Annotated in this window: 21 protein-coding genes; 12 read left to right on the top strand and 9 right to left on the bottom strand. The window is 30.1% G+C overall.

The features are described 5' to 3' along the window. Positions 1-19 precede the first annotated feature (19 nt). Both GOY08_RS08910 and GOY08_RS08905 read left to right on the top strand, forming a co-directional pair. Positions 20-991, top strand: coding sequence for a polyprenyl synthetase family protein (locus tag GOY08_RS08910; protein ID WP_158998550.1), 972 nt, complete (start codon positions 20-22; stop codon positions 989-991). A gap of 106 nt (positions 992-1,097) precedes the next feature. After that, positions 1,098-2,018, top strand: a complete 921-nt coding sequence (locus GOY08_RS08905; protein WP_158998549.1) for a tetratricopeptide repeat protein — start codon at positions 1,098-1,100, stop codon at positions 2,016-2,018. Between the two features lie 396 nt (positions 2,019-2,414). On the opposite strand, the gene GOY08_RS08900 is transcribed toward GOY08_RS08905, so the two are convergent. The 3 genes from GOY08_RS08900 to GOY08_RS08890 are packed head-to-tail and all read right to left on the bottom strand — an operon-like array spanning position 2,415 to position 5,687. Further along, positions 2,415-2,705 carry a hypothetical protein gene (locus tag GOY08_RS08900; protein WP_158998548.1) on the bottom strand — a complete coding sequence of 97 codons (291 nt, stop codon included), beginning with the start codon at positions 2,703-2,705 and terminating at the stop codon, positions 2,415-2,417. A gap of 55 nt (positions 2,706-2,760) precedes the next feature. Continuing rightward, positions 2,761-4,311, bottom strand: a complete 1,551-nt coding sequence (locus GOY08_RS08895) for a leucyl aminopeptidase family protein (protein ID WP_158998547.1) — start codon at positions 4,309-4,311, stop codon at positions 2,761-2,763. Beyond that, positions 4,308-5,687 (bottom strand): lytic transglycosylase domain-containing protein, encoded by a 1,380-nt coding sequence (locus GOY08_RS08890; RefSeq protein WP_158998546.1) that lies wholly within the window; start codon positions 5,685-5,687, stop codon positions 4,308-4,310. The genes GOY08_RS08895 and GOY08_RS08890 overlap by 4 nt, the downstream gene beginning before the upstream one ends. Positions 5,688-5,750: 63 nt before the next feature. Between GOY08_RS08890 and GOY08_RS08885 the strand changes: the two genes are divergently transcribed. Both GOY08_RS08885 and GOY08_RS08880 read left to right on the top strand, forming a co-directional pair. Beyond that, positions 5,751-6,506, top strand: coding sequence for an ABC transporter permease (locus tag GOY08_RS08885; RefSeq protein ID WP_158998545.1), 756 nt, complete (start codon positions 5,751-5,753; stop codon positions 6,504-6,506). A 15-nt stretch (positions 6,507-6,521) separates the two neighbouring features. Beyond that, on the top strand, positions 6,522-7,250 hold the full coding sequence (locus tag GOY08_RS08880; RefSeq protein ID WP_158998544.1) for an ABC transporter ATP-binding protein: 729 nt from the start codon (positions 6,522-6,524) through the stop codon (positions 7,248-7,250). Positions 7,251-7,252: 2 nt separating this feature from the next. On the opposite strand, the gene GOY08_RS08875 is transcribed toward GOY08_RS08880, so the two are convergent. Continuing rightward, complete coding sequence (locus tag GOY08_RS08875) at positions 7,253-7,621, bottom strand: hypothetical protein (RefSeq protein ID WP_158998543.1); 369 nt, start codon at positions 7,619-7,621, stop codon at positions 7,253-7,255. Between the two features lie 183 nt (positions 7,622-7,804). On the opposite strand from GOY08_RS08875, the gene secA reads away from it, so the two are divergent. After that, positions 7,805-10,330 (top strand): preprotein translocase subunit SecA, encoded by a 2,526-nt coding sequence (secA, locus tag GOY08_RS08870; protein ID WP_158998542.1) that lies wholly within the window; start codon positions 7,805-7,807, stop codon positions 10,328-10,330. Between the two features lie 46 nt (positions 10,331-10,376). On the opposite strand, the gene GOY08_RS08865 is transcribed toward secA, so the two are convergent. Then, on the bottom strand, positions 10,377-11,678 hold the full coding sequence (locus GOY08_RS08865) for a GAF domain-containing protein (RefSeq protein WP_158998541.1): 1,302 nt from the start codon (positions 11,676-11,678) through the stop codon (positions 10,377-10,379). A gap of 570 nt (positions 11,679-12,248) precedes the next feature. Next, positions 12,249-13,787 (bottom strand): ATP-binding protein, encoded by a 1,539-nt coding sequence (locus GOY08_RS08860; protein WP_158998540.1) that lies wholly within the window; start codon positions 13,785-13,787, stop codon positions 12,249-12,251. A gap of 188 nt (positions 13,788-13,975) precedes the next feature. On the opposite strand from GOY08_RS08860, the gene GOY08_RS08855 reads away from it, so the two are divergent. Further along, on the top strand, positions 13,976-14,341 hold the full coding sequence (locus GOY08_RS08855) for a response regulator (protein ID WP_158998539.1): 366 nt from the start codon (positions 13,976-13,978) through the stop codon (positions 14,339-14,341). Here GOY08_RS08855 and GOY08_RS08850 read toward each other — a convergent pair. Continuing rightward, positions 14,333-14,635, bottom strand: a complete 303-nt coding sequence (locus GOY08_RS08850; RefSeq protein ID WP_158998538.1) for a rhodanese-like domain-containing protein — start codon at positions 14,633-14,635, stop codon at positions 14,333-14,335. The genes GOY08_RS08855 and GOY08_RS08850 overlap by 9 nt on opposite strands. 149 nt (positions 14,636-14,784) lie before the next feature. Here GOY08_RS08850 and GOY08_RS08845 point away from each other — a divergent pair, with 149 nt between their 5' ends. The 4 genes from GOY08_RS08845 to GOY08_RS08830 all read left to right on the top strand — a co-directional run bounded on the left by GOY08_RS08845 (position 14,785) and on the right by GOY08_RS08830 (position 19,580). Next, the gene (locus GOY08_RS08845) at positions 14,785-16,461 is read left to right on the top strand and encodes an ABC1 kinase family protein (RefSeq protein WP_158998537.1); all 1,677 of its coding nucleotides are present in this window, start codon (positions 14,785-14,787) and stop codon (positions 16,459-16,461) included. Continuing rightward, entirely contained in the window at positions 16,462-16,872 is a 411-nt protein-coding gene (locus tag GOY08_RS08840; RefSeq protein WP_158998536.1) for a hypothetical protein, read from the top strand. 125 nt (positions 16,873-16,997) lie between these two features. Further along, positions 16,998-17,504 carry a hypothetical protein gene (locus GOY08_RS08835; protein ID WP_158998535.1) on the top strand — a complete coding sequence of 169 codons (507 nt, stop codon included), beginning with the start codon at positions 16,998-17,000 and terminating at the stop codon, positions 17,502-17,504. Between the two features lie 18 nt (positions 17,505-17,522). Next, a complete protein-coding gene (locus GOY08_RS08830) occupies positions 17,523-19,580 on the top strand; it encodes an ankyrin repeat domain-containing protein (RefSeq protein WP_158998534.1) in 2,058 nt (685 codons plus the stop codon). A 9-nt stretch (positions 19,581-19,589) separates the two neighbouring features. Here the strand turns inward: GOY08_RS08830 and GOY08_RS08825 are convergent, their stop codons facing one another. Further along, on the bottom strand, positions 19,590-20,021 hold the full coding sequence (locus tag GOY08_RS08825; RefSeq protein WP_158998533.1) for a GPW/gp25 family protein: 432 nt from the start codon (positions 20,019-20,021) through the stop codon (positions 19,590-19,592). Between the two features lie 7 nt (positions 20,022-20,028). Further along, positions 20,029-21,333, bottom strand: coding sequence for a type VI secretion system baseplate subunit TssK (gene tssK / locus GOY08_RS08820; protein WP_158998532.1), 1,305 nt, complete (start codon positions 21,331-21,333; stop codon positions 20,029-20,031). A 190-nt stretch (positions 21,334-21,523) separates the two neighbouring features. On the opposite strand from tssK, the gene tssB reads away from it, so the two are divergent. Beyond that, positions 21,524-22,039: a type VI secretion system contractile sheath small subunit gene (gene tssB / locus GOY08_RS08815; protein ID WP_158998531.1), complete on the top strand. Its 516-nt coding sequence runs from the start codon at positions 21,524-21,526 to the stop codon at positions 22,037-22,039. A 12-nt stretch (positions 22,040-22,051) separates the two neighbouring features. Further along, positions 22,052-23,497 carry a type VI secretion system contractile sheath large subunit gene (gene tssC, locus GOY08_RS08810; protein WP_158998530.1) on the top strand — a complete coding sequence of 482 codons (1,446 nt, stop codon included), beginning with the start codon at positions 22,052-22,054 and terminating at the stop codon, positions 23,495-23,497.

Below are 23,497 nucleotides of genomic sequence, written 5' to 3'. Positions count from 1 at the left end.
TGAAAGGATAAGTGGACAAATGACAGATTCTATACAACATATTGAAAATATTATAAAAATAATAGAAAATGATATTCTTGAATCAAAACTAGCCTTTGCACAAGAAAAGATATGTCTACAAGAATTTTCTGAAATCGCTGAGGCTTTTCAATATCCTTTAATAGCTGGCGGCAAAAGAATCCGTCCTTTACTCACTCTACTTTGCGCAGGAAGTATTGGAGGAGAAAGGGCTATTCAAAATGCTAGAAATGCCGCTTTAGCCTTAGAAATGGTTCATACTTATTCACTTGTGCACGATGACCTCCCCTGTATGGATAATGATGATCTACGGAGAGGAAAACCAACCACTCATAAAGTTTATGGTGAAGCCAAAGGCCTGCTTGTTGGGGATGCTTTGTTAACAGATGCATTTTTCCACCTTGCGCATACAAAATGTAAATTAACAGAATATTTAAAAAGCCTTATTCAAGAGTTAAGTCTTTGTTCAGGGGCAAATGGAATGATTACGGGGCAGTGGTTAGATATCAGTTTAACCGGTAAGCATGATCTTATTTGGGAACAAATAGAATTAATTCATAAAAACAAGACAGGTAAGTTGTTGGGTTGTGCTTTTGTATTTGGATATATTTGCGGCTTAAACGTTCTAAAAACTGATGTAATTCATGAACATTTTATTTTAAATAAAGGTAAATTAAGACAAGCTGGAGAATTTGTAGGGATTGCTTTTCAAATTATAGATGACATTTTAGATACAACAGGCTCAAGCCAAAGTTTAGGAAAAACAGCTGGAAAAGACCAAGCTCAAAACAAAACAACTTCTGTATCAATATTAGGTTTAGAAAAAGCACAAAATTTGGCCTCTGAATTTACAGAGAAAGCTTATCATTTATTAGAAAGTGTTTTCGCAAATTTTCCCGCCTCAAGCGAAAATGAAACTTATAAAAATTTACTCTTTTATCAATTAGAACAATTACTAGTAAGAAAATATTAATTAGATAGAAATTATTATCTAAGGCAAAATATTCATCCTGATAGTCGACAAATTTTATTATTATTAATTAGTAAAATTTATTTTTGAAACTATTAGGACAATCCTTATGGCTAAGAACTTTCTTGTATTTCTTGTTTTTGTTTCTTTATCAACAATTTCTTGCATTAGTAGAATGAATGATTATAATGAAGATAAATTATTATCAGAAAATTCAGATAGCACAGAAGCAAATCGACTGGCAAATAATTCAAAGTTAGATGTTTTAGAATCATCAGGAAAAAATCATGAATTCCGCATCGTAGACTTAGAAAATCAAGTAAAAAAATTGAATTACTTAATTAATGATTTGACTCAAGACAATAATGTTTCAAAGAAAATTATATCTATTTTAAAAAATGATGTTAGTAGTTTAACAGAACAATTAGCAACAAATAAAAAAGAAATTGAAATTATTAAACGGGGAATTCGCTCCGGAATATTTGAAGATCAAGGTTCAGGTGAAAAGCAGTCACCAGCAAATAATGGACTAAGTATGCTACCTGATTTAAACGAAGGTAGAGATATGTACACTGAAAAAAAAGAAAGTCCGATAATACCTAACGTATCTGCTATGCAAATGAAAGAAACTAACTTAACAGATCCTACTGGTCCAAATCAATTGATAGCTGAAGCAGAAATTAAACTAAGACAAGCTCAATATGGTGAAGCAATTTTAGAACTCAATAAATTGAAAAAAAATTATCCTAATTTTGATGATAAAGGTCACTCTTATTTACTGTCTAGTGAAGCTTGGCTGCGTCTAGGGGAATATAATAATGTACTAAATGAATTAAGAACATATTATATTAAGTTTCCAAATTCTCCTGAACTTACGCATGCCAAACTTCTTGAAGGACAGACCTATGAAAAATTAAATAGCAAATCTAAAGCTGCTTTAATTTATCAAGAAGTTATTACACTTTCACCGCAAAGTATCGATGCACAAAACGCTAGAGATGGCCTATTACGAATGCGAGATGCAAAATAAGGCAATGTTATGGATAGCAAAAGTTATTAATATCATTAAATATATTTTGTTTTGACACAAATCACGAAACGAATCTGTAATTGTTTGTAATTATGTGATTTTTGGAAAATCAAATGATTTCATTCTGATAAAATGGAAAAAGATGTTATTTTTGTGTTGCAGTAAGAGATAAGGCATGCTACAAATCAGGCTAGGACACCTAAAAGGGTAACCCAAAAGTAATGTCGTTCGGGTATTATTTTTGACCTTCCTTAAACAAAATATCCTTTCCTTTTGAACTCTTGCCTTTAGCATTATCCATTCAAAAATTTCCTATCACTTTCCCTCCTCAGAGGGACGACAAGCCGCCGAGCACCGGACAGCACGGCGGCTAGATTTTGTCTAGATACCCATTTTTTAAGAAGGCTTTGGAAGTCCTGTTTTATCAAAAATATCTTCTTTAGCAAATTTTCTTAATTTTATTAAATTAGTATCTATTTTTTCAATATTTCGATTGATAGTTGAAACCATGTCCTGAAAGTTTTCATGATCAAACTTTGGATCCATATATCTTTTGTTCTGTGTATCTTCATTCAATTCTTCTAAAAAGCCTTTAGTGACAAAAAGGGCATTATTAATATCATGGATTAATTCGCGAAGATGAAGGCTAACCATATTAACAATAGCTTCAGGGGTCTGCTCAGGCATAATCCCGTCTCCTTCTTCTTAAAAATGTTCACAATAGCTTAATTATAAAGCATTTTTAAAGATTAGAAATATACTCTTCAATTGCCTTAGTCACTAACCTGACGCACTTAGCTGTTGCTCCAGACCCCTCTGACCAAAGAAATGTTGGTTTATCACACCACATATAAGTATCTATATGATTCCATTGTGTATTTCCTACAAATTTTTGTAAAAATAAAGCCGCTGTAATGGATCCTGCAAAACCAGAACTTCCACTATTAGCTAAATCAGAAATATTCGAATCTAAATAACTTTCATAATCTGCTGGTAAAGGGATGTTCCATACCCAATCGCCAGTTTCTATCCCTGTCCTATAAAGCAGATCAGTTGTGAACTTATGATTACCAAATAAGGAATCTACCATGGTTCCTAGTGAAACTCTTGCAGCTCCTGTTAAAGTTGCTAAGTCTATCAACCAGTCAGGATTATCTTGAATAGCAAAGGTCATCGCATCGGCTAATACCAAACGTCCCTCGGCATCAGTATTATCAATTTCAATTTGTAACCCATTTTTTGCCCGATAGACATCACCAGGTCGCATTGCATTACCGGATATCATATTTTCTGCTAGAGGTAGCCAGCAAGTTAAATTTACAGGTAATTCTAATTTCACACAGGCTAAATAGATTCCTAATGCTGCTGCTGAACCACCCATATCTTTCTTCATGATTCTCATGCCCGAGGAAGGTTTGATATCATAGCCTCCACTATCAAACGTAATTCCTTTTCCTATTAAAGATATTTTAGGTAATTTTCTTACAATATGTTTTGGTTGATAGGTCAATTTAATCAAGCGTGGTTTAACTAAACTTCCTTGCCCCACAGCACAAATCAATCCACAACCTTGTTCCTTTAAAGCTTCATAAGAAAGTACTTCCATATGAATTTCAGCTTTTTCTTCTAAACATTTTTTTTCATTATCTATTATAATTTCAAGAAATTCTTCATATGACTGTGGATTTAAAATATTTGGCGGCATATTTACAAACGAACGTGTGTAACACATTGAATCATGAATCGATATACTTCTTATAATATCCATTTGAGAAAAATTAATATCACTCACATTTATTGAGATTTTTTCTTCTTGAGAAAAGTTTTTATTTAATTTATTTGAAATTGATTTTTGCAAAAACCCAACAAAAAATTCATGCTTTAATGAAGAAAAACTATCTATAAAATTAGTTTCAAATTCTAACAAAAAATTTTTTATTTCAGGATTTTTATTTATAAGATTTAATAAAGAAACAGAAAGTAAAGAGCCTAAGTAACATAAATAATGTGATTTTCCCGGCATATCAAAGCCCAAAGATTTAGGAAATTCTTTGGGGAAAATAAAGAAAAACTCTTTACCAGAATCATTCAGTGGATAAAGAGTTTTTGATTTCAAATCACCATAAATTCGATAAGAAAAATCATAATGCGATCTATTTTCAGTAAAATATTCTTCGGTTAAAAGTTTAACAAGAACTCCCTTTGGCTGTCGGACTCCTAACTTAAGGTCTTCATTACTTTGAAGATTAATATTGAAAGGAGAACTTAACAACCATTGTGAGAGAGTTTTCATTTTATACTTCCACCTTTATTACTTAAAATTGTTTTTCGCAAAACAAGGCTTGAACCACCCGATTTCTTTTTTGCTATTACAGCATATTTTTTCATAGCAACTTTTCTTGCCGCAAGAAACTGAGCATAAAAATTACTTGAAGCAAATCGGAAAGATGGAGAACTATAATGGTCTATTACTTTGCAAAGATCTCTTGAACCTGTCTCATCAATAGCTCGCAACATCCCATTAACGCCATGATTATAAGCAGTTAACGTAAGTGGCCAATTTTGAATTTTATCAAAATCACTTTTCAAGAGTTTCATAGCAGCCCGAGTAGAAATTTTAGGATCAGTTCTTTTTGCAACTGCATTTTTTCCTTCCAATAACTTCATAGTATTTGGCATAATCTGCCAAAGTCCCATAGCACCTACTTTAGACCCCGCTTTGGAATTATAACTACTCTCAACGTGAGGCAGAAAAACGATATCTATAGGTAATCCACTATTTTTTACAATAGGGTAGACAGTAGGTAAATAGTTTATGCTTCGTTGAACTCCTGCATCAAACTGAGACTTTAATCCTGTTTGAACCCTTAAATTATCAATTGCTGCTAAAACATTTTGAGTTGTTAATGTGCCAGGCTTAAACAAGGCTGCAACCCGTTTTTCATCTGCATTCCATTTTTTGGCAGAAGATTTGAGCTTTGTTGATAAACTATTTAAAATACTAGTATATTTCTTTCTTTCGGCTTCAATTTGTTTATTTCGTATCGCTTTACTCGGAGACAACGAAAAAGAGCTGTAAATGATCCCCAAATCATTTTTATCATGTAAAAAAGCTTCATTAACATCTATCTCAGTGTAAACTTTTTCCCAAAAAGCAACATTATCTGCTATACACGCTAAAGCTGGAAAAGGATCCTTCACATTTCGATTTTGAGTCGTTTCGACAATTTCTTCTTCTTCATTATTATACACGCTCTCATCCCGCATTTGTCTTGTTTTTTTTGCGGATTTAGCACCATCATTTTTTTCAAAATTAGAATTTTGTTGATTTTTTTTCTTGTTTTGAACTAAATTTTCTGGTGGTGGGGGTATATTATTAGAATCATCCAAAATCTCATCTTGAGCATCTGAAATAAGCTCAGAATTTTTAACGTTTTTATTATCTTTTTTCTTATTTTTGCCAATTTTTTCCGAGGCAACTGGTTTATTACCTGTTCCAGCGTTAGGCTGTTGATCAACTATTGGATTGTAATATAGAACGGGTTCTTTCCCTGCGTTTTGAGGTAAATCAACCTTTAGATCAAGGCTAAAAACTGTAGAAGAATGCAAAGCAACTACAATTGTTGTCAGGAAAGAAGCTCTTGTTAATTTTAAACTTTTAAGAAACATAAAAAATCCTCTGGCAGAAAGCAATTAACAGCTTTGCGCTTAGAATGATTGAAAGGCAGTGATATGTCTCGCATATCTAAATTAATTTTTCCAGTTTTTTTTGTAATGTTTTTAACTTTTATAGCTGAATTAACGTTACAAAAAGCTAAGATACCAGAATATATTATACCTTTACCATCTAAAGTGACAGAAGTATTTTTAGCAGACTGGGAAATTCTGTTACAGAATACTAAAGTGACAACAATTGAATGGCTTATTGGAGTCTTTCTTTCAGTAATTATAGGAGTTTTTTTAGCGGTAATATCATACAAATTTGCCAAATTAAGAGCATTTTTGTCACCTTTCTTAACAATTTCTCAAAGCGTTCCTTATCTAGTTTTTATCCCATTACTGATGATTTGGTTAGGTCTAGGGATGGCTCCTAAAATTGTTTTGGTGGTACTTACTTGTTCCTTTCCTATTGCGATAGTCTTGCAAAATGACTTATTAAATTCACATAAAGAATATTTTTTATTTACTAAAATGTTAAAAATCAAACCTTTAAAAGCATTTTTTCATATTTATTTCCCAAATTCTCTTCCTGGGTTTTTTAGTGCCTTAAAAATTAGTGTTAGTTATTCTTTTGGTTCAACAGTTTTAGCTGAGTTAATGGGAAGTGAAGAGGGGTTAGGAATATACTTGTTAAGAGCTCAAGCAACATTCAGAACAGATAAAGTTATAGCAGTTGTTCTTATTATAATTTTTATTAGTTTATTAAGTACAAAAATTGTTTCAATAACAAGTGAAAAAATTATATTTTGGAACTCACCTAAGAAATAACGATAGGAAAATTTTATGCTTGAAATTAATGTCGAAGATTATACATATCAAAAAAAAGAACCTGTTATTAAAAAAATAAACTTAACCTTAATGAAAGGGGAAATTACGTCAATTTTAGGTGCTTCAGGTTCTGGTAAATCAACTTTTTTACGCATTTTAATGGGAATGGAAATTGGCGCTTCTGGATTTATTAAAACAGAAAGGCAAGAGTTTAAATTAGAAAAATGGGGAGAAGATCAAAATTTATTTACCATGGTTCCTCAAATTCCTCACTTGCTACCTTGGAAGAATATTTTAGATAATATTTCTTTTGTAGTTACTGATTTACAAATTGAAAAAGAAAAAAAATCTAAAAAAGAAATTGCCTTTAATGCTTTAAAAATAGTACAACTTGATCAACATGCTAATAAGTATCCTAGCGAAATATCACTAGGTATGGCACAACGTATCTCGTTTGCTAGAGCGTTAGTTATGAATTCTGATGCCATTTTACTTGATGAACCTTTCGCTTCACTTGATGCTCATTCTAAATATTTTTTGCAACAATGGCTTTTTCAAAAAGTACAAGAAACCAATAAATATGCTATTATGGTAACTCATGATGTGCGAGAAGCAATATGCTTATCAAAAGATATTCATGTAATTGGTGATAAACCTGCAGTAATAAAAAAATCATTTAATAATATTAAAAGTAACAATGAATATTTATCTGAATATGAAAGAGAGATAGTTAATTTTATATAGATTTAGTGGGATACTTTTTTGATAAATTGGCTGTTAATATTTTTTAAATTTGATTCATCAAATACATCACAAGCTAATTGAAAATCATCTATATCTAAAAATCCTTTTTCACTTAAAACATCTTTTAGTTTATGAAAAGAATCCATAAGCATACCATTTTGATCAAGCAAGCTATCCATTTCTGCTCTTAATTTACAAACTTCTCCGCCTACCCTTGTAATACTATCAAGGATTTGCTCAATTTGTTTATTTAAGCCAGCATTTGCTGTTGCATCATCAGCTAACATACTTGCAGATTCTAAATCCATCGCATAACCCTCAAGGTTTTCATCATTGAATTCTTCAAATATGTCTTGAGATGTATTAGACATTTTAATTCCTTCCACTAAACTTCAATGAGCTTTCAGTCCTTAAAGCTTGTCGGAAGGTTAGGTTATGAAATAAGAGGAAAGAAGGGATAACCTGTCCCTAAAATTGGCACACAAGCAGATTGTATGTTAAAAGGCTGGTGGTTTTAAGCTTTTTATTTTGTTTGAAAGGATAAACTTTAAGTCATGTTAAATATTCTCAAATCACTCTTTGGAACGAAAAACGATCGAGAATTACGTAAAATTGCGCCTATTCTTACAAAAATAAATATGCTCGAAGCGACGATGCAAGCTTTAACTGACGCGGAATTAAAAGCTAAAACAGCTGAGTTTAAGGGGCGATATCAAAAAGGTGAGACCCTAGATTCTCTTCTTCCTGAAGCATTTGCTGTTGTCCGTGAGGCAAGTAAAAGATCCTTAGGAAAAAGGCATTTCGATGTCCAATTAATTGGTGGAAGCGTTTTACATCAAGGAAAAATAGCAGAAATGCGAACAGGAGAAGGAAAAACGTTAACAGCAACAGCTCCTGTTTATTTAAATGCTCTCACTGGTAAAGGTGTTCATGTTGTTACGGTAAATGAATATCTTGCATCGACTCAATCCCAAGAAATGGGAAGACTATATGGATTTTTAGGATTAACAACAGGATGCATTTTAAACGGCATGAGCGATCAAGAACGTCAAGAAGCCTATCGCTGTGATGTAACATATGCCACAAATAATGAGTTGGGTTTTGACTATTTAAGAGACAATATGAAGGTTAGCCTGGATGATTTCGTTCAAAGAGGTCATCACTTTGCTATAGTTGATGAAGTTGATTCAATATTAATTGATGAGGCAAGAACTCCTTTAATTATTAGCGGTCCTTCAGATACAACTTCAGATAAATACATTACTGCTAATAATGCAATCAGAGGTTTAAGAAAAGAAATTGATTATACTGTAGATGAAAAATCTCGAGCTTGCGCTTTAACTGAAGCAGGAATTTCAAAAGTTGAAAAACGATTAAATGTTGAAAATCTTTTTGACCCAGAAAATAATGAACTTGTCCATGCTTGTAATAATGCTTTAAGAGCCCATGTCTTATTTAGAAAAGATGATCATTATATCGTTCAAAATGGTCAAATCATTATTGTTGATGAATTTACTGGAAGACTTATGCATGGCAGAAGATTTTCTGATGGACTTCATCAAGCATTAGAAGCCAAAGAAAACGTTCAGATACAACCAGAAAATCAAACTCTTGCACAAGTTACTTTACAAAATTACTTCAGAATGTATGACAAATTATCAGGTATGACAGGAACAGCTGATACTGAAGCGGTTGAATTTCATAGTATTTACAAATTAAGTGTGGTAGTCATTCCAACCAATAGACCTATGATTAGAAAAGATCACGACGACGTTTTATACTTAAAGCAAGCTACAAAATTCAATGCAGTTGCTGATGAAATTGAAGCAATTCATAAAAAAGGACAACCTGTTCTTGTTGGTACGGTAAGTATAGAAAAAAGCGAATTGCTCTCTGAATTATTAAAAAAGAAAAACATACCTCATCAAGTTTTAAATGCTAAACATCATGAGCAAGAAGCAAAAATTATTGCTGAGGCAGGACAAAAGGGTCGGGTTACATTATCAACTAACATGGCAGGTAGAGGTACTGATATTATTTTAGGAACTGGGGTTCCTGAATTAGGAGGCCTTTACGTCATTGGAACAGAAAGGCATGAAAGCCGGAGAATTGATAATCAGCTGCGCGGACGTTCAGGACGCCAAGGAGATCCTGGGGCGAGTAAGTTTTTCTTATCTTGGGAAGACGAACTCATGCGTCGATTTAATAATAAAGCTAATCAATTTATTATGGAAAGATTTGTTGGTGATGAAGCTATCCATGATCCGCGATTGACTAACGTAATTGGGAAAGTTCAAAAAAGAGTTGAAGGTTTTAACTATGATATTCGAAAACAGCTTTTACAATATGACGATGTTTTAAATCAACAAAGAAAAGCAATTTATTCAGCTCGTATGAGAATTTTACGGAAAGAAAACGTAAAAGATATTTTAGCAGGCGAACCTATACAAAAATTTGCACGCACTATTTGTGATGATTTTTCACCTCCAAGTGGATTACCTGGAGAAATGGTGACAATAGATTATCGCAATTTAGAAAGAGTATTGTTTCGTAACTTCAATAAAGCTATTCCATTTAATCCTGACGAAAGAGCAAAACCTGAGCTGACACGTGAAGAATTTTATGAACTCATTACTAAAAAGCTAGAACAAGAATATAACGATAAAGAAAAGCTTTTTGGTGCAGATCAAATGCGTGACATTGAGCGTTGGGTAATGTTACAAACAATAGATTCATGGTGGAAAGATCATTTATTAAATATTGATCATCTAAAAGATGGTATTGGTCTTAGAGGCTATGCGCAAAAAGATCCATTACAAGAATACAAAAATGAAGCTTTTGAATTATTTATCAGATTAATTGCAGCAGTAAAGCAAGATTCTTTACAAATGATTTACCGAATACAACCAAATTTAGCTGAAAAATTTATAGCAGAAGCAAAAGCAGAAGCTGAAAGAAAAGCAGAAGCTGAGTTAAAAAATGCACATGCTGAACATGAAGATCCAGAAGAAGCTTTTGAAAATAAACTGGAAGAGCAAGAAGCTTTAGAACGAAAAAGAGCAATGTACTCTAATCCATAGAGTAACAAATGTAGTTAATTTATGAAACAATCGAAGTTTACTTCCCTTAATTTAGTAAACTTCGATTGTTTTTTCCAATATAAATTGTCAATTTTGAATTAACCAAGTTTCTATCAAGATAACAATGGCCATTAAGCATATTAATAATGTTTTCTAAATTAGAAACTACTTTTTCTTCCCGGCTACTCAATAAGGTAGCATTTGCTTCTTGAAAATAATTATTATTCTCATAATTAGATAAGAAATTAAATGTACAATTTGCATATGAAAAATGAATTTCTAATTCGCTTTCATTTTCTTTAAATTCAAATAAAATCCATTTATATTTTGATACTTCAAAACTTTCAATAGCATAATTAATTAGTGAAATAAACAGCTCATAAAACAATGCCGAATTTGTTTCTAAAGTCAAATGACTACTCACATGTGAGATAAATTCTAACTGAAATTGTAATTGTTTAATTTTCTTCCGATAGATTTTTTGTAAATACTTTATAACGCTTGTTAATTGAACTTGGTTTTCTGAAAACTCTTGTTCCTTAGAATTATTTATAAATTCATTTTGCTCCTTCTTTTTCTTGGGAAAAACAGAAATTAAATTAATTGAGGGTGTTGGATTATAATTTTCTTTAGAGTAAAACTGATTTAAAGAATTAGAATCACTTCCAATAAATGAATGTTTATCGAAAGCGCTAAAACTGCTTTCACCAAAATTACATATTGCATTACTTTGTATACTACTTGTTTGATGCCTAATTAAAGCTTCTCTCCCAATTTTGCTTTTTGGAAATTGTAATTTAACAGCACGGGATTCTTTTGCTAATAGAACTTTTTTTCTTCTTAATTCCATTAAATTCATAACACGAGAAGCTAAATACTTAAGATATTGAAATTGTCCTTCACTAAAATCGTTTTCTTTGTTATCAAAAATTGCTAAAGTACCAACACAATGTCCATCATAAGAAAGTAGTGGTACTGCCGCATAAAATCGAATAAATGGATTTTGTATTACATAAGGATTTTGTGCCACCCTTTTATCAATCAAAGTATTATGGATAACAAAATAATCTTCCGAATGAATAGCATATTGGCAAAAAGAAAAAGATTTTTCATATTCAACAGGAAAATTCCCGACAATAGATTTAGACCAAATTCTATCTTTATCAATAAAGTTAATCATAGAATAAGCACATTTAAATGATTTTACTGCCAAATAAGCAATTTCATCAAAATTACTATCCGACAAACTATCTAAAATAAAATAACTTTTTAAGGACTCAATTCTTTCCTGTTCTTGTAAAAGAGAGAGAGAGTTATAACAAAAGGATTTTTTTTTCCCATGAAGCATCCTAATATCCTTAAAGTAGAATAAAATAATTTTAAATTCTTGAAATAAAGAATAAAATATTATTTACTTATCAAATTTTTATTAAAGGAAAAATTAAAACAAAAATGCCTTCATATAAAGCAGACATTATTAAGATTAGATTAACAAAAAAATTAAAAATCCGCAATAAATTTTTGTAAATTTTTCTATATATTAAATATAAAAAACTTGAAAAGCTAAGAAGAAATGGAATAAAAATTGTATATAACTTATTATTTTTATTTTTTTTACAAAATAGAAAATTATCCACAAATGAAAGACTTTTTAAAATTATATTTTCAATTAACCTCGCTTGAATGCTTACATGAAAAAGAAATTTTTGCACGTATAAAAATTATTTTTCTGCAAAGTTAAATTTTTTAGATATTAAAGGATTTTAAAATATTTTATAATAGAATAATATGACAAGAAAAATTTTCTAGCGAAATTATGATAATATTTAGACAATTGTAATTTATAGCTTTTTTGGTGTGCTAGAAAAGATAAATATATATTTTTTATTAATTTTTAATTCAATATCTAAAAAATTTGTTAAAATAAATTTTTTTGTAAAAACATTTTTTCTAAAATTCTATAATTTAAAATAGTTTCAATGAATTTTGAATTAATTTCTATCTCATTGAATACTAAATGAAATGTATAAGCTAAAGCTCTAACTTTTTCTTGCCCTCTTAATGATAAATTTTTGAATATCATATTTGAATTCAAAATTTCTTTTATATGATTAGAAAAATTATCATTTAAATAAGAATTTTCTTGTAATATTTTTCTTCCATAATTTTCAACAAATTTATCTAGTTTATATAGATTATTAAAAGATATAATTTCTTTTTCAAAACAATCTAGGACTTTTCTAGAACTTGATGGCTCTAACCAGATTTGTAAACAAAAACGATCCAATAAAGGACCACTTAATTTTTGTAAGTATTTCCTTGTTTCTTTTGGATGGCATCGACAAGCTTTTAAAGTTGAAAACAAATAGCCACAGCTACAAGGATTAGTGGTCGCACATAGCAAAAAATTTGCAGGATACCTTATGTGTCCATTTGCCCTTGAAAGACATACATACTTAGAATCCAAAGGTTCTCGTAAAGACTCCAAACTTTGGGCTGAAAACTCTGACAATTCATCTAAAAAAAGAATTCCGTGGTGCGCCAACGAAACTTCTCCTGGTTTTAATGAACTTCCGCCAATTAAAGCCGCAGATGAAACAGAATGATGGGGATTTCTAAATGGCCTAAGTAAAGTATTATCTTTTGAGTAAATCATTTGAATTTCAAATTCTTCAATAGCTGATAATGGAGGTAATAATTTTTCTATTTTTTGCAAAGTATATGTTTTACCAATGCCTGGTTCTCCCGCAAACAAAATATGATGTTTTCCCATAGCAGAAACTAAAACTCCTACCAATGCTTTAGGATTTGTAGATAAATTTATTATAATATTTTTTATTTCCTGAAAAAAATTACTATTGTCAGAATTTTTTTTAATATCACTAGATGCAGAGAGTATTGGTTTAAAATTAGAAAGATTATTTTCTAATTGTTTTTTTCCGCACACAAACTCCCACCAATCTTGTAAACAGTTAAAATAGAAAATAAAATTTTTATTTATTTGAATTTCTTTATTCTTGCTAGATAAATTAATTCTTAATTGTTCATTTTTATTGAGTAACAAAGCTTTATAAATTAAAATATTTTCTAGATCTTTAATTTCTCCCGAAAGTGTTAATTCTCCCGCAAAATATTCATTTAAGTTATAATTTATTTTTAATTTATCTGCATATAAACTAAATAGAATAGAGGCCGCTACTGCAAAGTCTAACTGCGATAAAGGAGTTCTCGATTCTTTTATTTTTTCACTAGGAGTAATGTTTACAACAACTCTTTTTGCAGGAATTAATACACCAATTGATTCCAGAGCAGATCGAACTCTTTCTCGCATATTCCTTGATGCTTCAGAATTTAACCCCAATATATTTAATCCAGAAAAACCATTTCCAATAAAAGTTTCAATTTCAACTGTTATAACTTCAACACCTATAAGTAAACAAGCTCGCGTTTTTGCCATAATTTAATATCCTTTATAATATAACCTCCTTCACTTTTTAACAAATTAAAAAAAGATTTTTATGTAAAATAAAAAACTGAACAAAATTAATAATTTTCTAATCATGAAAACTAATACTTGTTTAAGAATAAAGAATTTAAAAAATAATCCGAAAACTAGTAAGCTGTAAATTTTACTAAGGAAAACATATGGCTAAGACTATTCTGATAGTTGATGATGTGAAAACAATTAGAAATGTTGCAAAATATGCTCTATCAAAATCAGGATTTACTGTCTTAGAAGCAGACAATGGATCAGTTGCACTTTCAATAGCTAAAAGTCAGCCTGTAGATCTTGTCATTTCTGCCTTAAATATGCCAATAATGGGTGGATTTGAACTTGCAAAAGCACTAAAAGCAGACCCTAAAACACAAAACGTACCCATTTTTATTTTAACCAAAGACACAAACCAGGACGACGCACAACTTGGAAAAGAAATTGGGGTCATGGCATGGTTTGTCAAACCTTTTGTTCCTGATAAATTAGTTGCTGCTGTAAAGAAAGCTTTAAATTAAGGACTTTAAGTCCTCATAGCCCCCCTGCGAGGCTACTCTTGTTTCTTTAACCCCTCGATGGTTTAAATACATTTCAGCTCTTTCAGCCCTTCCTCCTGCTTTGCAATATATAAATATTTCTTTTTCAACCGGAATTTCAGAAAAGCGACTTTCTAATTCTCCCACAGGAATATTTATACTGCCTTCTAAGACTCCAGATGCACATTCATCTGGTTCCCTCACATCAAGCAGCATTCTCTTAGAAGGGTCTGCTTTTTTATATAAGGTCATAAATTCTTTACAGGTTAATTTCATTCTAAACTCCCATTCAAGATGTTGAAAACAAAAGAGGGGGAAATCATTTCTTCCATCTATTTTGCAACAGACATGAGACGATTATACTCATAAGAAGTGGTAGAAAGATATTTCTACCCTTAATCTATTCGAGTAAAGGTAATATTTCCATGCCATCAAGTATTTTACAAAAAATCAGAAATGTGGGAAGGTTGACCCATATTGTAAATATTCTGGCACGTTACGGATTTAAAAGAGAAATTCAACGCACTGAACTAAGTGATCTTTTACAACAAAATATTTCACAAGAACCAAATTCATCACCCTCTAATCTTAATCAAAACTATACAAGAGCCAAAAGATTAGCATTAGCATTTGAAGAATTGGGCCCCACATTTATAAAACTCGCCCAACTCTTATCTGCTAGAGAAGATTTATTACCAAAAAGTTATATTGAAGAATTTAAAAGACTTTGTGACAATGTAAAACCAATTCCTAAAGAAACAGTTGAAAAAATATTGGCTACCGAGCTTTCAGAAAAGCTAATGAGTGAAATTGAATCTTTTGATTTTGAACCAATTGGTTCTGCAAGTATTGGTCAAGTACACAGGGCAATCTTAAAAAATGGTTCGCATGTTGTTTTTAAGATCCAACGCCCAGAAGTTGAATCTATTATAACAAATGATCTTGCTATTTTAATGACTATAGCTTCACTTTTGGAAACAGCCTTTCCTGAATTAAAAATCTTAAAACCTACAGTAATTGTTTCTGAACTAAGAAGGTCTTTATTTAATGAACTCGACTACACAAAAGAAGCTGCAAATACTGAACGAATGCGGCATTTATTCAAAGAAAACTTAAAAATTCATATTCCAATAATTTATTATACCTTTTGTACTCCCAAAATTTTATGCATGTCTGAAGTTTTTGGGATTAAATTAACAGATACAAACTCACTAAAAAATCCTGATGAATTAATTAAAATTGGTGTTGAAACTTTTTTAGATATGACATTCCAATATGGTATTTTTCATGGAGATCTGCATCCTGGTAATTTAATTCAAATGCAAGATGGAAAATTAGGTATCATTGATTTTGGATTAACTGTTCGTTTAAAGCAAAGCTTAAGAAATACTTTAGCATTTATGTTTTATTCATTAGCAAAACATGACATAGAAACTTGCGCTAGATTATTTATAGAACTTACAGAGAAGGAAGATCTCTCCATAAGCAGCCAATTAGAATCAGAAATTATTGAAATTTTAGATAATATTATTTCTGTCCCTCTCCACGAATTGCAATTAGGTAAAACTTTAATGCGCATAGCAAGAGTTGCTGCTAGCAAAAATGTACCACTTGAGAGAGACTTAATTCTTTTTTTTCGAGCTTTAATTGCTTTAGAAAGTTTTGCGCGAAGTGTTCAACCAAAATTTCAATTCATTGAATTTGCAAATGAGTATTATGAAAAAAACTCATTTTTGCAATTTGACAAACAATGGCTAGAAAGAAATTTAGGGCTAGCTTTGCATGATTCCAGTGCATTTTTAAAAGATCTTCCAATTACCCTTAGAATCCTTGCAAAAAAGTTGCAAGCCGGTTCTCTATCCTTTCAGTTTAAATCAGAAGATATTATATTTCTAACTAGAGAATTAGATAGAGCATCAAATAGATTAAGTCTTGCTATACTTTTAGGATCTATAGTTCTAGGAAGTAGTATTGCTACTTATGGAAAACAAGGTAAACTCTATGACTTCTTAGCTACCTTTGGTCTGATTGGATTTGGTACTGCTGTGATTCTTGGTTTGTGGCTTATTATTGGAATTATTCGTTCAGGAAGATTTAAGTAAATGTTACCTGGGTTTTGTGTTGACATATGGTTTTGTTATGGAAGTTTCTCGTATGGATTTGAAAGCATGATCCATGACTACGGGGAAAATGAACTTGCTTTGTGTTTACAAACAAACTCCGAAGAACAGTCAGATGAGATAGAAAGTTTTTTTGAACAGGTAGTAGATAAACCTAAAGGTCTGCTGCGAGTAGAACTAAGAATTTATGGCCCAGAAAAACTTTTTAAACGCCATAATATTAATGGCCCTGTCTACCTATTTACAGACATGGTTCCAAAGCAAGGACCAAAATTTGGAGGCTTACCAATTTTAAAGTTTTTCAGCATTAAAGGAATATCTCCAGCAAACTCAGAAAGTTGGTTTAAACTCGTCCGTCAAATTTGGAATCAAGTCCAACAAAAGTCTCATTAAACAAGATACAATAAGAAAGATTCATAGAATTTAGATTCCTACAAGCAAAATTTTTTTCTTGGGAGGCTTTCGCCTTGCAGTATAGGATAATAAAACTTAGACAGTTTTCATGCATATTGTTTTTTATGCTGATTTCAAAAATATCTTTTGCTGACACGCATGCCAATGTCCATAAAGAAAATGGTGAAGAAGTTTATGAGCCAAAGGCTGAAACAAAAAAGTCCGCCCCGATGAAACAAAAGGAAGAGTCCGCAAAAAAAAGTGAAGAGAAACTAAATTCACATTCGCAGAAAAATACAGCAGAAAGTGAAGCTAAAAAACAAAAAGATTCGCATGGTGATGAAAAAAAAGATTCACATGCTATAGATTCTCATGGTGATGAAAAAAAAGATTCGCATGCTATGGATTCTCATGGTGATGAAAAAAAAGATTTGCATGCTATAGATACTCCCAAAAGTAATATGAAAGATGAAAAAGAACATAAATCAACTTCCCTCTTAGATAAATTTAAAAATAACAAATTAGTTACCTTAGAAGAGGAAGATCCTTATGAAGTAAAAAAACCTATGGGAATTTTTTGGTTTGCAGGAGTTTTTCTTATTTTATTGATAGTTATTTTTATCTTTACTTAAAATCAACTTGAGTTAAAAATGCCTGGTTATAAAAGTTATATTGAAAATGATTTACAAAATAAAAATAATTTACTTTCGCTCAATACATTAGAACATTTAAGAAAATTTGATAAAATACCTAAAGACTATGCAGGATTATGCGCTGGAATTTCATGTCTTTGGTTAATTTGCATGGAAAACTTTTGGTTTCAAAACAATAAGTCTCCAAAAAATAATAAACTATACTACTCAAAATTTTCTCGCGACTTAAAACGAAAAAAAGAAGCAATGCCAAATTTAAGCAAAGCTCTAGAACAAAATAATATTGATAAAAATATCATGTTTTGCGGTTTAGCTTTAGATTTTAATATTGAATGGTTTTATAATAATATTTCTTCTATTCAAAGTTTTTTACACTATCCTGATGAAAATTTGAATAAAAATGAAGTTATATTTATTGAAACAATCAAAGCACTTTTCAAAGATATAAATAATTATTTATATTTTAGTAACATAGGCGTTACTTATATTGATAAATTAGATTTTTTTATTGCTAATATTATTGATCGACTTTTTCTTAATAATTATTTATGCATATATATAAACGCAATTAATCATGCAATGGCTCTTTTCGCTGAATTAGATAAAAGTTCATTAAATACCAAAATAAAACTAACTTTTTTTGATCCTAATATAAACAATGGTCAGTTAAATGTTTTTTTTAATCTTGATCATATTTACTATAGCTTACTTGGAAAAAATTATATTGAAAAATGTAAAAATAATGATTATCTTACTTTTCTAAAAAAAATCTCTTCACTCGTCTATAATAATCTATTTAATAAAAGTGATTTTTTAAAAAGCATAAAAGACACTGAACCTATTTCTTTTCAACTTTTTACTTTTAAATCTCAGCAAAAAGATAATTATGAATTTGAAGATAAAAATATCTTTGAGTTAAATATTATTTATACAAATATTGATGAACTTCCTTTTTTACTTAATGGTTGCGTACGTCTAGGAAATTTGAAAGCTTTTGAATACCTATTAGATAAACTTCGTTTAAATATCAATTTAAACTATATTTTTCCAGATGGCTATACTCTTTATCATTTAGCTGTTTTGCAAAATCAAATATCAATTTTAAAGTTTTTAAATAAATTTAACTATTTAAATCCTAATATTCCATTGACTGTAAATTCAAAAGAATATGCAATCCATGCAGCAATAGCGAACAAAAAAAATGAAATTTTGAAAATAGTATTAAAAAAAGGCAATATTGATGTTTACTCCCTAGATAAATCATCTTTATCACCTTTAGGATATTGTATATATTTTAATAATTTAGAAGCGCTAGATATTATTTTAGCTTATGCAAATTTTGATCCTAATAAAATTTTTTCTGAAATGACTCCCCTACATTATGCAATAAGTAGAAATAATATTGAATGCTTTAAAAAAATATTATTTCATCAAAAAACCAATCCTAATGAACAAAGTTTAAATCAAAGTTTTCCTTTATATATAGCCTCTGGTGAAGGAAAATATAAATTTGTAGAACTTTTGCTTACCCACCCAAAATTAGAAGTCAATAAAACATATTTAGGTTATACTTCTTTGCATAGAGCAGTTACAGAAGATGATCCAAAAATGATAAAACTTCTTTTAACTCACCCAAATATCGATGCGAATATAGAGACTCCTAATCATAACTCAGCACTTTTTATGGCTGTAAAAGATAAAAAAATTGATTGTATTACAGCTCTATTAGCTTCAAATAAAGTAAACGTCAATACCAGAGATGAACAAAGTTTCAATATTTTAACATATTTAACCAGGGAAAGGCCTTTTACCGAAGCTATGGAAAGGGCCATTCTAAAAAAATTATTGCCTCTACAAAATTTGAATCCAAATGATTCATGTTTTGTTGATGGTAACACGCCACTCCATTATGCAGTACTTAATAAAGATATTGATGTTGTAAAAAGCATTTTAAAAATAAAAAATATTAATAAAAATATAAAAAATTCAGATAATAAAACACCCAAAGAAATTGCGATAGAAAAAGGTTATTTAGAAATTGCAAAAATTCTATAGTCCTAAACCTTAAGCATTTCCTGCAATAGCTTTAAATGCTAGAATTTCATTTACTCCATCTAAATCTTTTACTTTCCCTAAAATATAAATCACTTTTTTAAATTGTTCATCTTTAACATTAATTTGAACACTCTCAATTCTTTTTTCATAATACTTTAGAGCATGAATAATACATTCAGATATTGTTTTTGTATCCACAAAATATGCTGATATATATTGAGATAAATCAGGTATTCCAAAATCTAATACAGTTAACTTTTTTTCTAAAAATTCTTCAACAGTTAAACATGATTTTGTATTCAAAATATAATAAATGTTAGAAACAATAGAATTAAGCAAATTGTTCTTTCGCTTTGTTATTTTCCAAATTTCATCGCCTTTTTCTTCCATATGACTGGGATAAAATTTTTCAAAAAAAAGAGCTTCTATTACTTGACCCATAGCACTTCTACTTTTTTTGGTAAAAGAAAATTTCTTCAGGTTTTAAAATATTTTTATTATCATTAAAAATACAAAGCTTAAAATTTTCATTTGTAAAGTTGTCTAAAACTAACTCAAATATAGTAACTCCCCTTGCTGGGACAATATTTTGTACTTTCTCCATTTTATTTCTTTTGTAACCAAGAACTCTATTTCTTATGAAAATATCTAATTTACTTTCATCACAAATAATTGCATTTGAGAGCCAATCTGTTATATTACTTTCACTATCTCCTATTGACTTTTTAATTCCAATATAAATTACTGAATTTAATTTAGAATATGGAATATCAAGTACATATTTATAACCAATTTCTTGAAAAGAAATAGAATGGTATTTATCGCTAATACTTTTTTCTAACAGCTGATTTATTAGTTCAAAGTTTTTTTCAAAGGTATATAGTAAATTTTGATGGTCATAAGTAATTGGAGATTGTGCAATAAAATTATCATTTAATTGGCTTAATGCACCAAGCAGTTTTAAAAGAAGTTCATATAACTGAAAAGGTGTTACTCTTTCACAAGACAAATAAAACTCAAATAGTGGAAGTATTTGATTTAGTGATATTAAAAATAAAAAACTTTCATTAATTTGACTATATTTGTTTTCAATGTTATTCAAATTATCCGAAATAATATTTGCTTTTATTCTTGTTTTTTGCGTAATATCAAGACATTTTTTATACAAATATGAAGATTTTTCAAGGAAAATTTGTGCTGGAATGTAATCTTTAAATTGCCATGTACCATTTAGAACCAATAAATCACAAAGTTTAATTTTATTTAATTGTGGATTTAATTCGTTCTCTGAAGCTATAAAAAGATTTGGTGTCAAACTTGAAATTTGTATTGGGTCAGATAAGGTATTTAGATCTTCAACTTGATGAATTGTTGAAGATAAATACCTTGGATAATGGCCTAAAACATAGTTTTTTTCAGACAATTTTGGTACACATAAAAACAGGCTGATTTTTTGTTTATCAGATGAAGGATCAGGTAAATTAAATGTTAATTTTTCTTTTTCGCTTTTCCCTGATTTGACATACAAACCATCTTGCATAATAGCTTCAACATAATTAATACTATAAACATTTCTAATTAATTCAATTTGATCAATTTCAAGTTTAATAATTCCATATTTATTTATATCTAAAAAACTAAAATAATTATTAACCAATGACTCGTATCGAAGATTTAATTGCTGAAAGTGATGTGGTAACAAAGGCATTCCCTCATGCCACTGAATCATTTCAGGTACTTGATGAAAATTCATTTCATTTCCTACTTCTTAAAGATGTAATATTTACTGAATAAATATTATTATAACAAAATTATTTTTGTCACTAGGTAATTTATTCATTCTACATTTTGACATAAATAATGAATATTTTTCCCTGTATGTAATATTTCTTCATTGTTAAAATGGTCTGGGGCAATTTAAAAACTATTAAATGGAGAATAATATGGCTTCAGAAAGTACACAGCATAAAATATCCCGAATTAGAAGACCACGAGTACAAATCACCTATGATTTAGAAATAGGTGATGCTCGTGAAAAAAAAGAGCTCCCATTAGTAGTTGGGGTTATCGCTGATTTACAAGGACATAGCACTCCAACTAATACACTTAAAGAAAGAAAATTTGTAGATATTGAAAAAGCAAACTTCGATTTAGTCATGTCTAAAATTTCACCCGCATTAACTCTTTCTGTAGCAAATAAATTAAAAGGTACTGAAGGTGAAAAAAGAGAATTCAATTTAAAATTTGAGTCGATTGATGATTTTAAACCAGGAAATTTAGTAAAAAATGTAGATTGTTTAAATGAGCTTTTGGATAAAAGAAAAAGTCTTTTAGATTTAATTAGCAAAGTTGACACTAATGACAAGTTGCATTTGTTATTACTTGAAGCAGCAAAAGATTCAAATAAAGCAAAGTCACTCATTGAATCTAAAGAAACCCCACCAGAAACAAAAAATTAAAAGGAAATTATAATGTCAACAGCATGTATTGAATTAGTACAAAATTCACGAATGATTAAAGACGAAAGTCAGCTTGATTATGCCAAATATATTGTTTCAGCATTCGCTGATGAAGTTGTAAATGGAAAGTTTGGCGAAATTGTTGATTGTGAAAATTTAATTATTCCATTACAAAGAAGAATTGCAGAAATAGATCAAATTTTAACTGATCAAGTCAATGAGATACTACATCATCCTGAATTCCAAAAACTAGAAGCTTCTTGGTTAGGATTACATAAATTTGTTTGTAATACTGAAACAGGTAAAACTTTAAAGCTTAAGTTATTATCAGCAGATAAAAATGAGTTACTGAAAGACATTGAAAAAGCCTTAGACTTTGATCAAAGCGCGCTTTTCAAAAAAGTTTATGAAGAAGAATATGGTACATTTGGTGGAGATCCTTTTTCTTTATTAATAGGTGATTATTATTTTAGCAAATCTCCAAAAGATATTGCCCTGCTCGAAGGAATATCACATGTTGCTGCTGCAGCGCATGCTCCATTTATTAGTTCATGTAACCCAAATCTATTTGAAATGGATTGTTTTACAGAAATGCCTAATCCAAGAGATTTGGTAAGTTTATTTGAAACATCTGGATTTCTATCATGGAATTCTTTTCGCAATAATGAAGACTCTAAATATGTAACTTTGACACTACCAAGAGTAATGCAACGGTTACCTTATGGAAAAGGATATTTAGAAGTTGATGAGTTTAATTTTGAAGAAAGTATGAATGGATCAGATCATACAAAATACTTATGGGGAAATCCTGCATATGTATTAGGTAACAGAATCACAAGTGCATTCACAAAATATAGTTGGTGTGCTGCAATTCGTGGGGTAGAAGGAGGCGGATTAGTAGATAATTTACCTGTTTATACTTATATCTCACCTGCAGGTGATAAAGAAATAAAATGCCCAACAGAAATTATTATTACAGATAGAAGAGAAAAAGAATTAAGTGATTTGGGCTTTATTGCTTTGTGCTATAGAAAAAATTCAAATCAATCTGTTTTCTTTGGCGGACAAACTGTCGCAAAAGTAAAAGAATATGAAGATCCTGTTGCTACAGCAAATGCCAATATTGCCCTCCAACTTCCTTATATTCTAGCTGCATCCAGATTTGCACATTACTTGAAAGTTATAATGCGCGATAAAATAGGTTCTTTTACAAGTCTTGGTGAAATTTCTATTTTTCTCAACAATTGGATATCTCACTATGTTTTATTAAATGATTTCGCTTCACAGAGCGTCAAAGCATCTTACCCGTTACGCGAAGCTAGAATTGATGTGTATGAAATTCCAGGAAAACCTGGTTGCTACCGCTCAGTTTGTTTCCTTAGACCACATTATCAATTGAATGAGCTTACTGTTTCAATTCGTTTTGTTTCTGAACTTCCTCCTCCAGCTGCTGGGTAA

This window comes from Pigmentibacter ruber (genome assembly GCF_009792895.1).
GTDB classification, from domain to species: domain Bacteria; phylum Bdellovibrionota_B; class Oligoflexia; order Silvanigrellales; family Silvanigrellaceae; genus Silvanigrella; species Silvanigrella rubra.
Note: the sequence above shows the minus strand (reverse complement) of the source record. Positions and strands in the feature narration are given on the sequence as shown.

Excerpts from the sequence above, each read along its gene's own strand:
- GOY08_RS08865 (WP_158998541.1), bottom strand. The coding sequence starts at position 11,678 with ATGCTTCATGGGAAAAAAAAATCCTTTTGTTATAACTCTCTCTCTCTT.
- GOY08_RS08825 (WP_158998533.1), bottom strand. The coding sequence starts at position 20,021 with ATGGGTCAAGTAATAGAAGCTCTTTTTTTTGAAAAATTTTATCCCAGT.
- tssC (WP_158998530.1), top strand. The coding sequence starts at position 22,052 with ATGTCAACAGCATGTATTGAATTAGTACAAAATTCACGAATGATTAAA.
- GOY08_RS08895 (WP_158998547.1), bottom strand. The coding sequence starts at position 4,311 with ATGAAAACTCTCTCACAATGGTTGTTAAGTTCTCCTTTCAATATTAAT.
- GOY08_RS08845 (WP_158998537.1), top strand. The coding sequence starts at position 14,785 with ATGCCATCAAGTATTTTACAAAAAATCAGAAATGTGGGAAGGTTGACC.
- GOY08_RS08850 (WP_158998538.1), bottom strand. The coding sequence starts at position 14,635 with ATGAAATTAACCTGTAAAGAATTTATGACCTTATATAAAAAAGCAGAC.
- secA (WP_158998542.1), top strand. The coding sequence starts at position 7,805 with ATGTTAAATATTCTCAAATCACTCTTTGGAACGAAAAACGATCGAGAA.
- GOY08_RS08855 (WP_158998539.1), top strand. The coding sequence starts at position 13,976 with ATGGCTAAGACTATTCTGATAGTTGATGATGTGAAAACAATTAGAAAT.
- GOY08_RS08910 (WP_158998550.1), top strand. The coding sequence starts at position 20 with ATGACAGATTCTATACAACATATTGAAAATATTATAAAAATAATAGAA.
- tssB (WP_158998531.1), top strand. The coding sequence starts at position 21,524 with ATGGCTTCAGAAAGTACACAGCATAAAATATCCCGAATTAGAAGACCA.
- GOY08_RS08900 (WP_158998548.1), bottom strand. The coding sequence starts at position 2,705 with ATGCCTGAGCAGACCCCTGAAGCTATTGTTAATATGGTTAGCCTTCAT.
- GOY08_RS08840 (WP_158998536.1), top strand. The coding sequence starts at position 16,462 with ATGTTACCTGGGTTTTGTGTTGACATATGGTTTTGTTATGGAAGTTTC.
- GOY08_RS08885 (WP_158998545.1), top strand. The coding sequence starts at position 5,751 with ATGTCTCGCATATCTAAATTAATTTTTCCAGTTTTTTTTGTAATGTTT.
- GOY08_RS08875 (WP_158998543.1), bottom strand. The coding sequence starts at position 7,621 with ATGTCTAATACATCTCAAGACATATTTGAAGAATTCAATGATGAAAAC.
- GOY08_RS08830 (WP_158998534.1), top strand. The coding sequence starts at position 17,523 with ATGCCTGGTTATAAAAGTTATATTGAAAATGATTTACAAAATAAAAAT.
- GOY08_RS08890 (WP_158998546.1), bottom strand. The coding sequence starts at position 5,687 with ATGTTTCTTAAAAGTTTAAAATTAACAAGAGCTTCTTTCCTGACAACA.
- tssK (WP_158998532.1), bottom strand. The coding sequence starts at position 21,333 with ATGAATTTTCATCAAGTACCTGAAATGATTCAGTGGCATGAGGGAATG.
- GOY08_RS08835 (WP_158998535.1), top strand. The coding sequence starts at position 16,998 with ATGCTGATTTCAAAAATATCTTTTGCTGACACGCATGCCAATGTCCAT.
- GOY08_RS08860 (WP_158998540.1), bottom strand. The coding sequence starts at position 13,787 with ATGGCAAAAACGCGAGCTTGTTTACTTATAGGTGTTGAAGTTATAACA.
- GOY08_RS08880 (WP_158998544.1), top strand. The coding sequence starts at position 6,522 with ATGCTTGAAATTAATGTCGAAGATTATACATATCAAAAAAAAGAACCT.
- GOY08_RS08905 (WP_158998549.1), top strand. The coding sequence starts at position 1,098 with ATGGCTAAGAACTTTCTTGTATTTCTTGTTTTTGTTTCTTTATCAACA.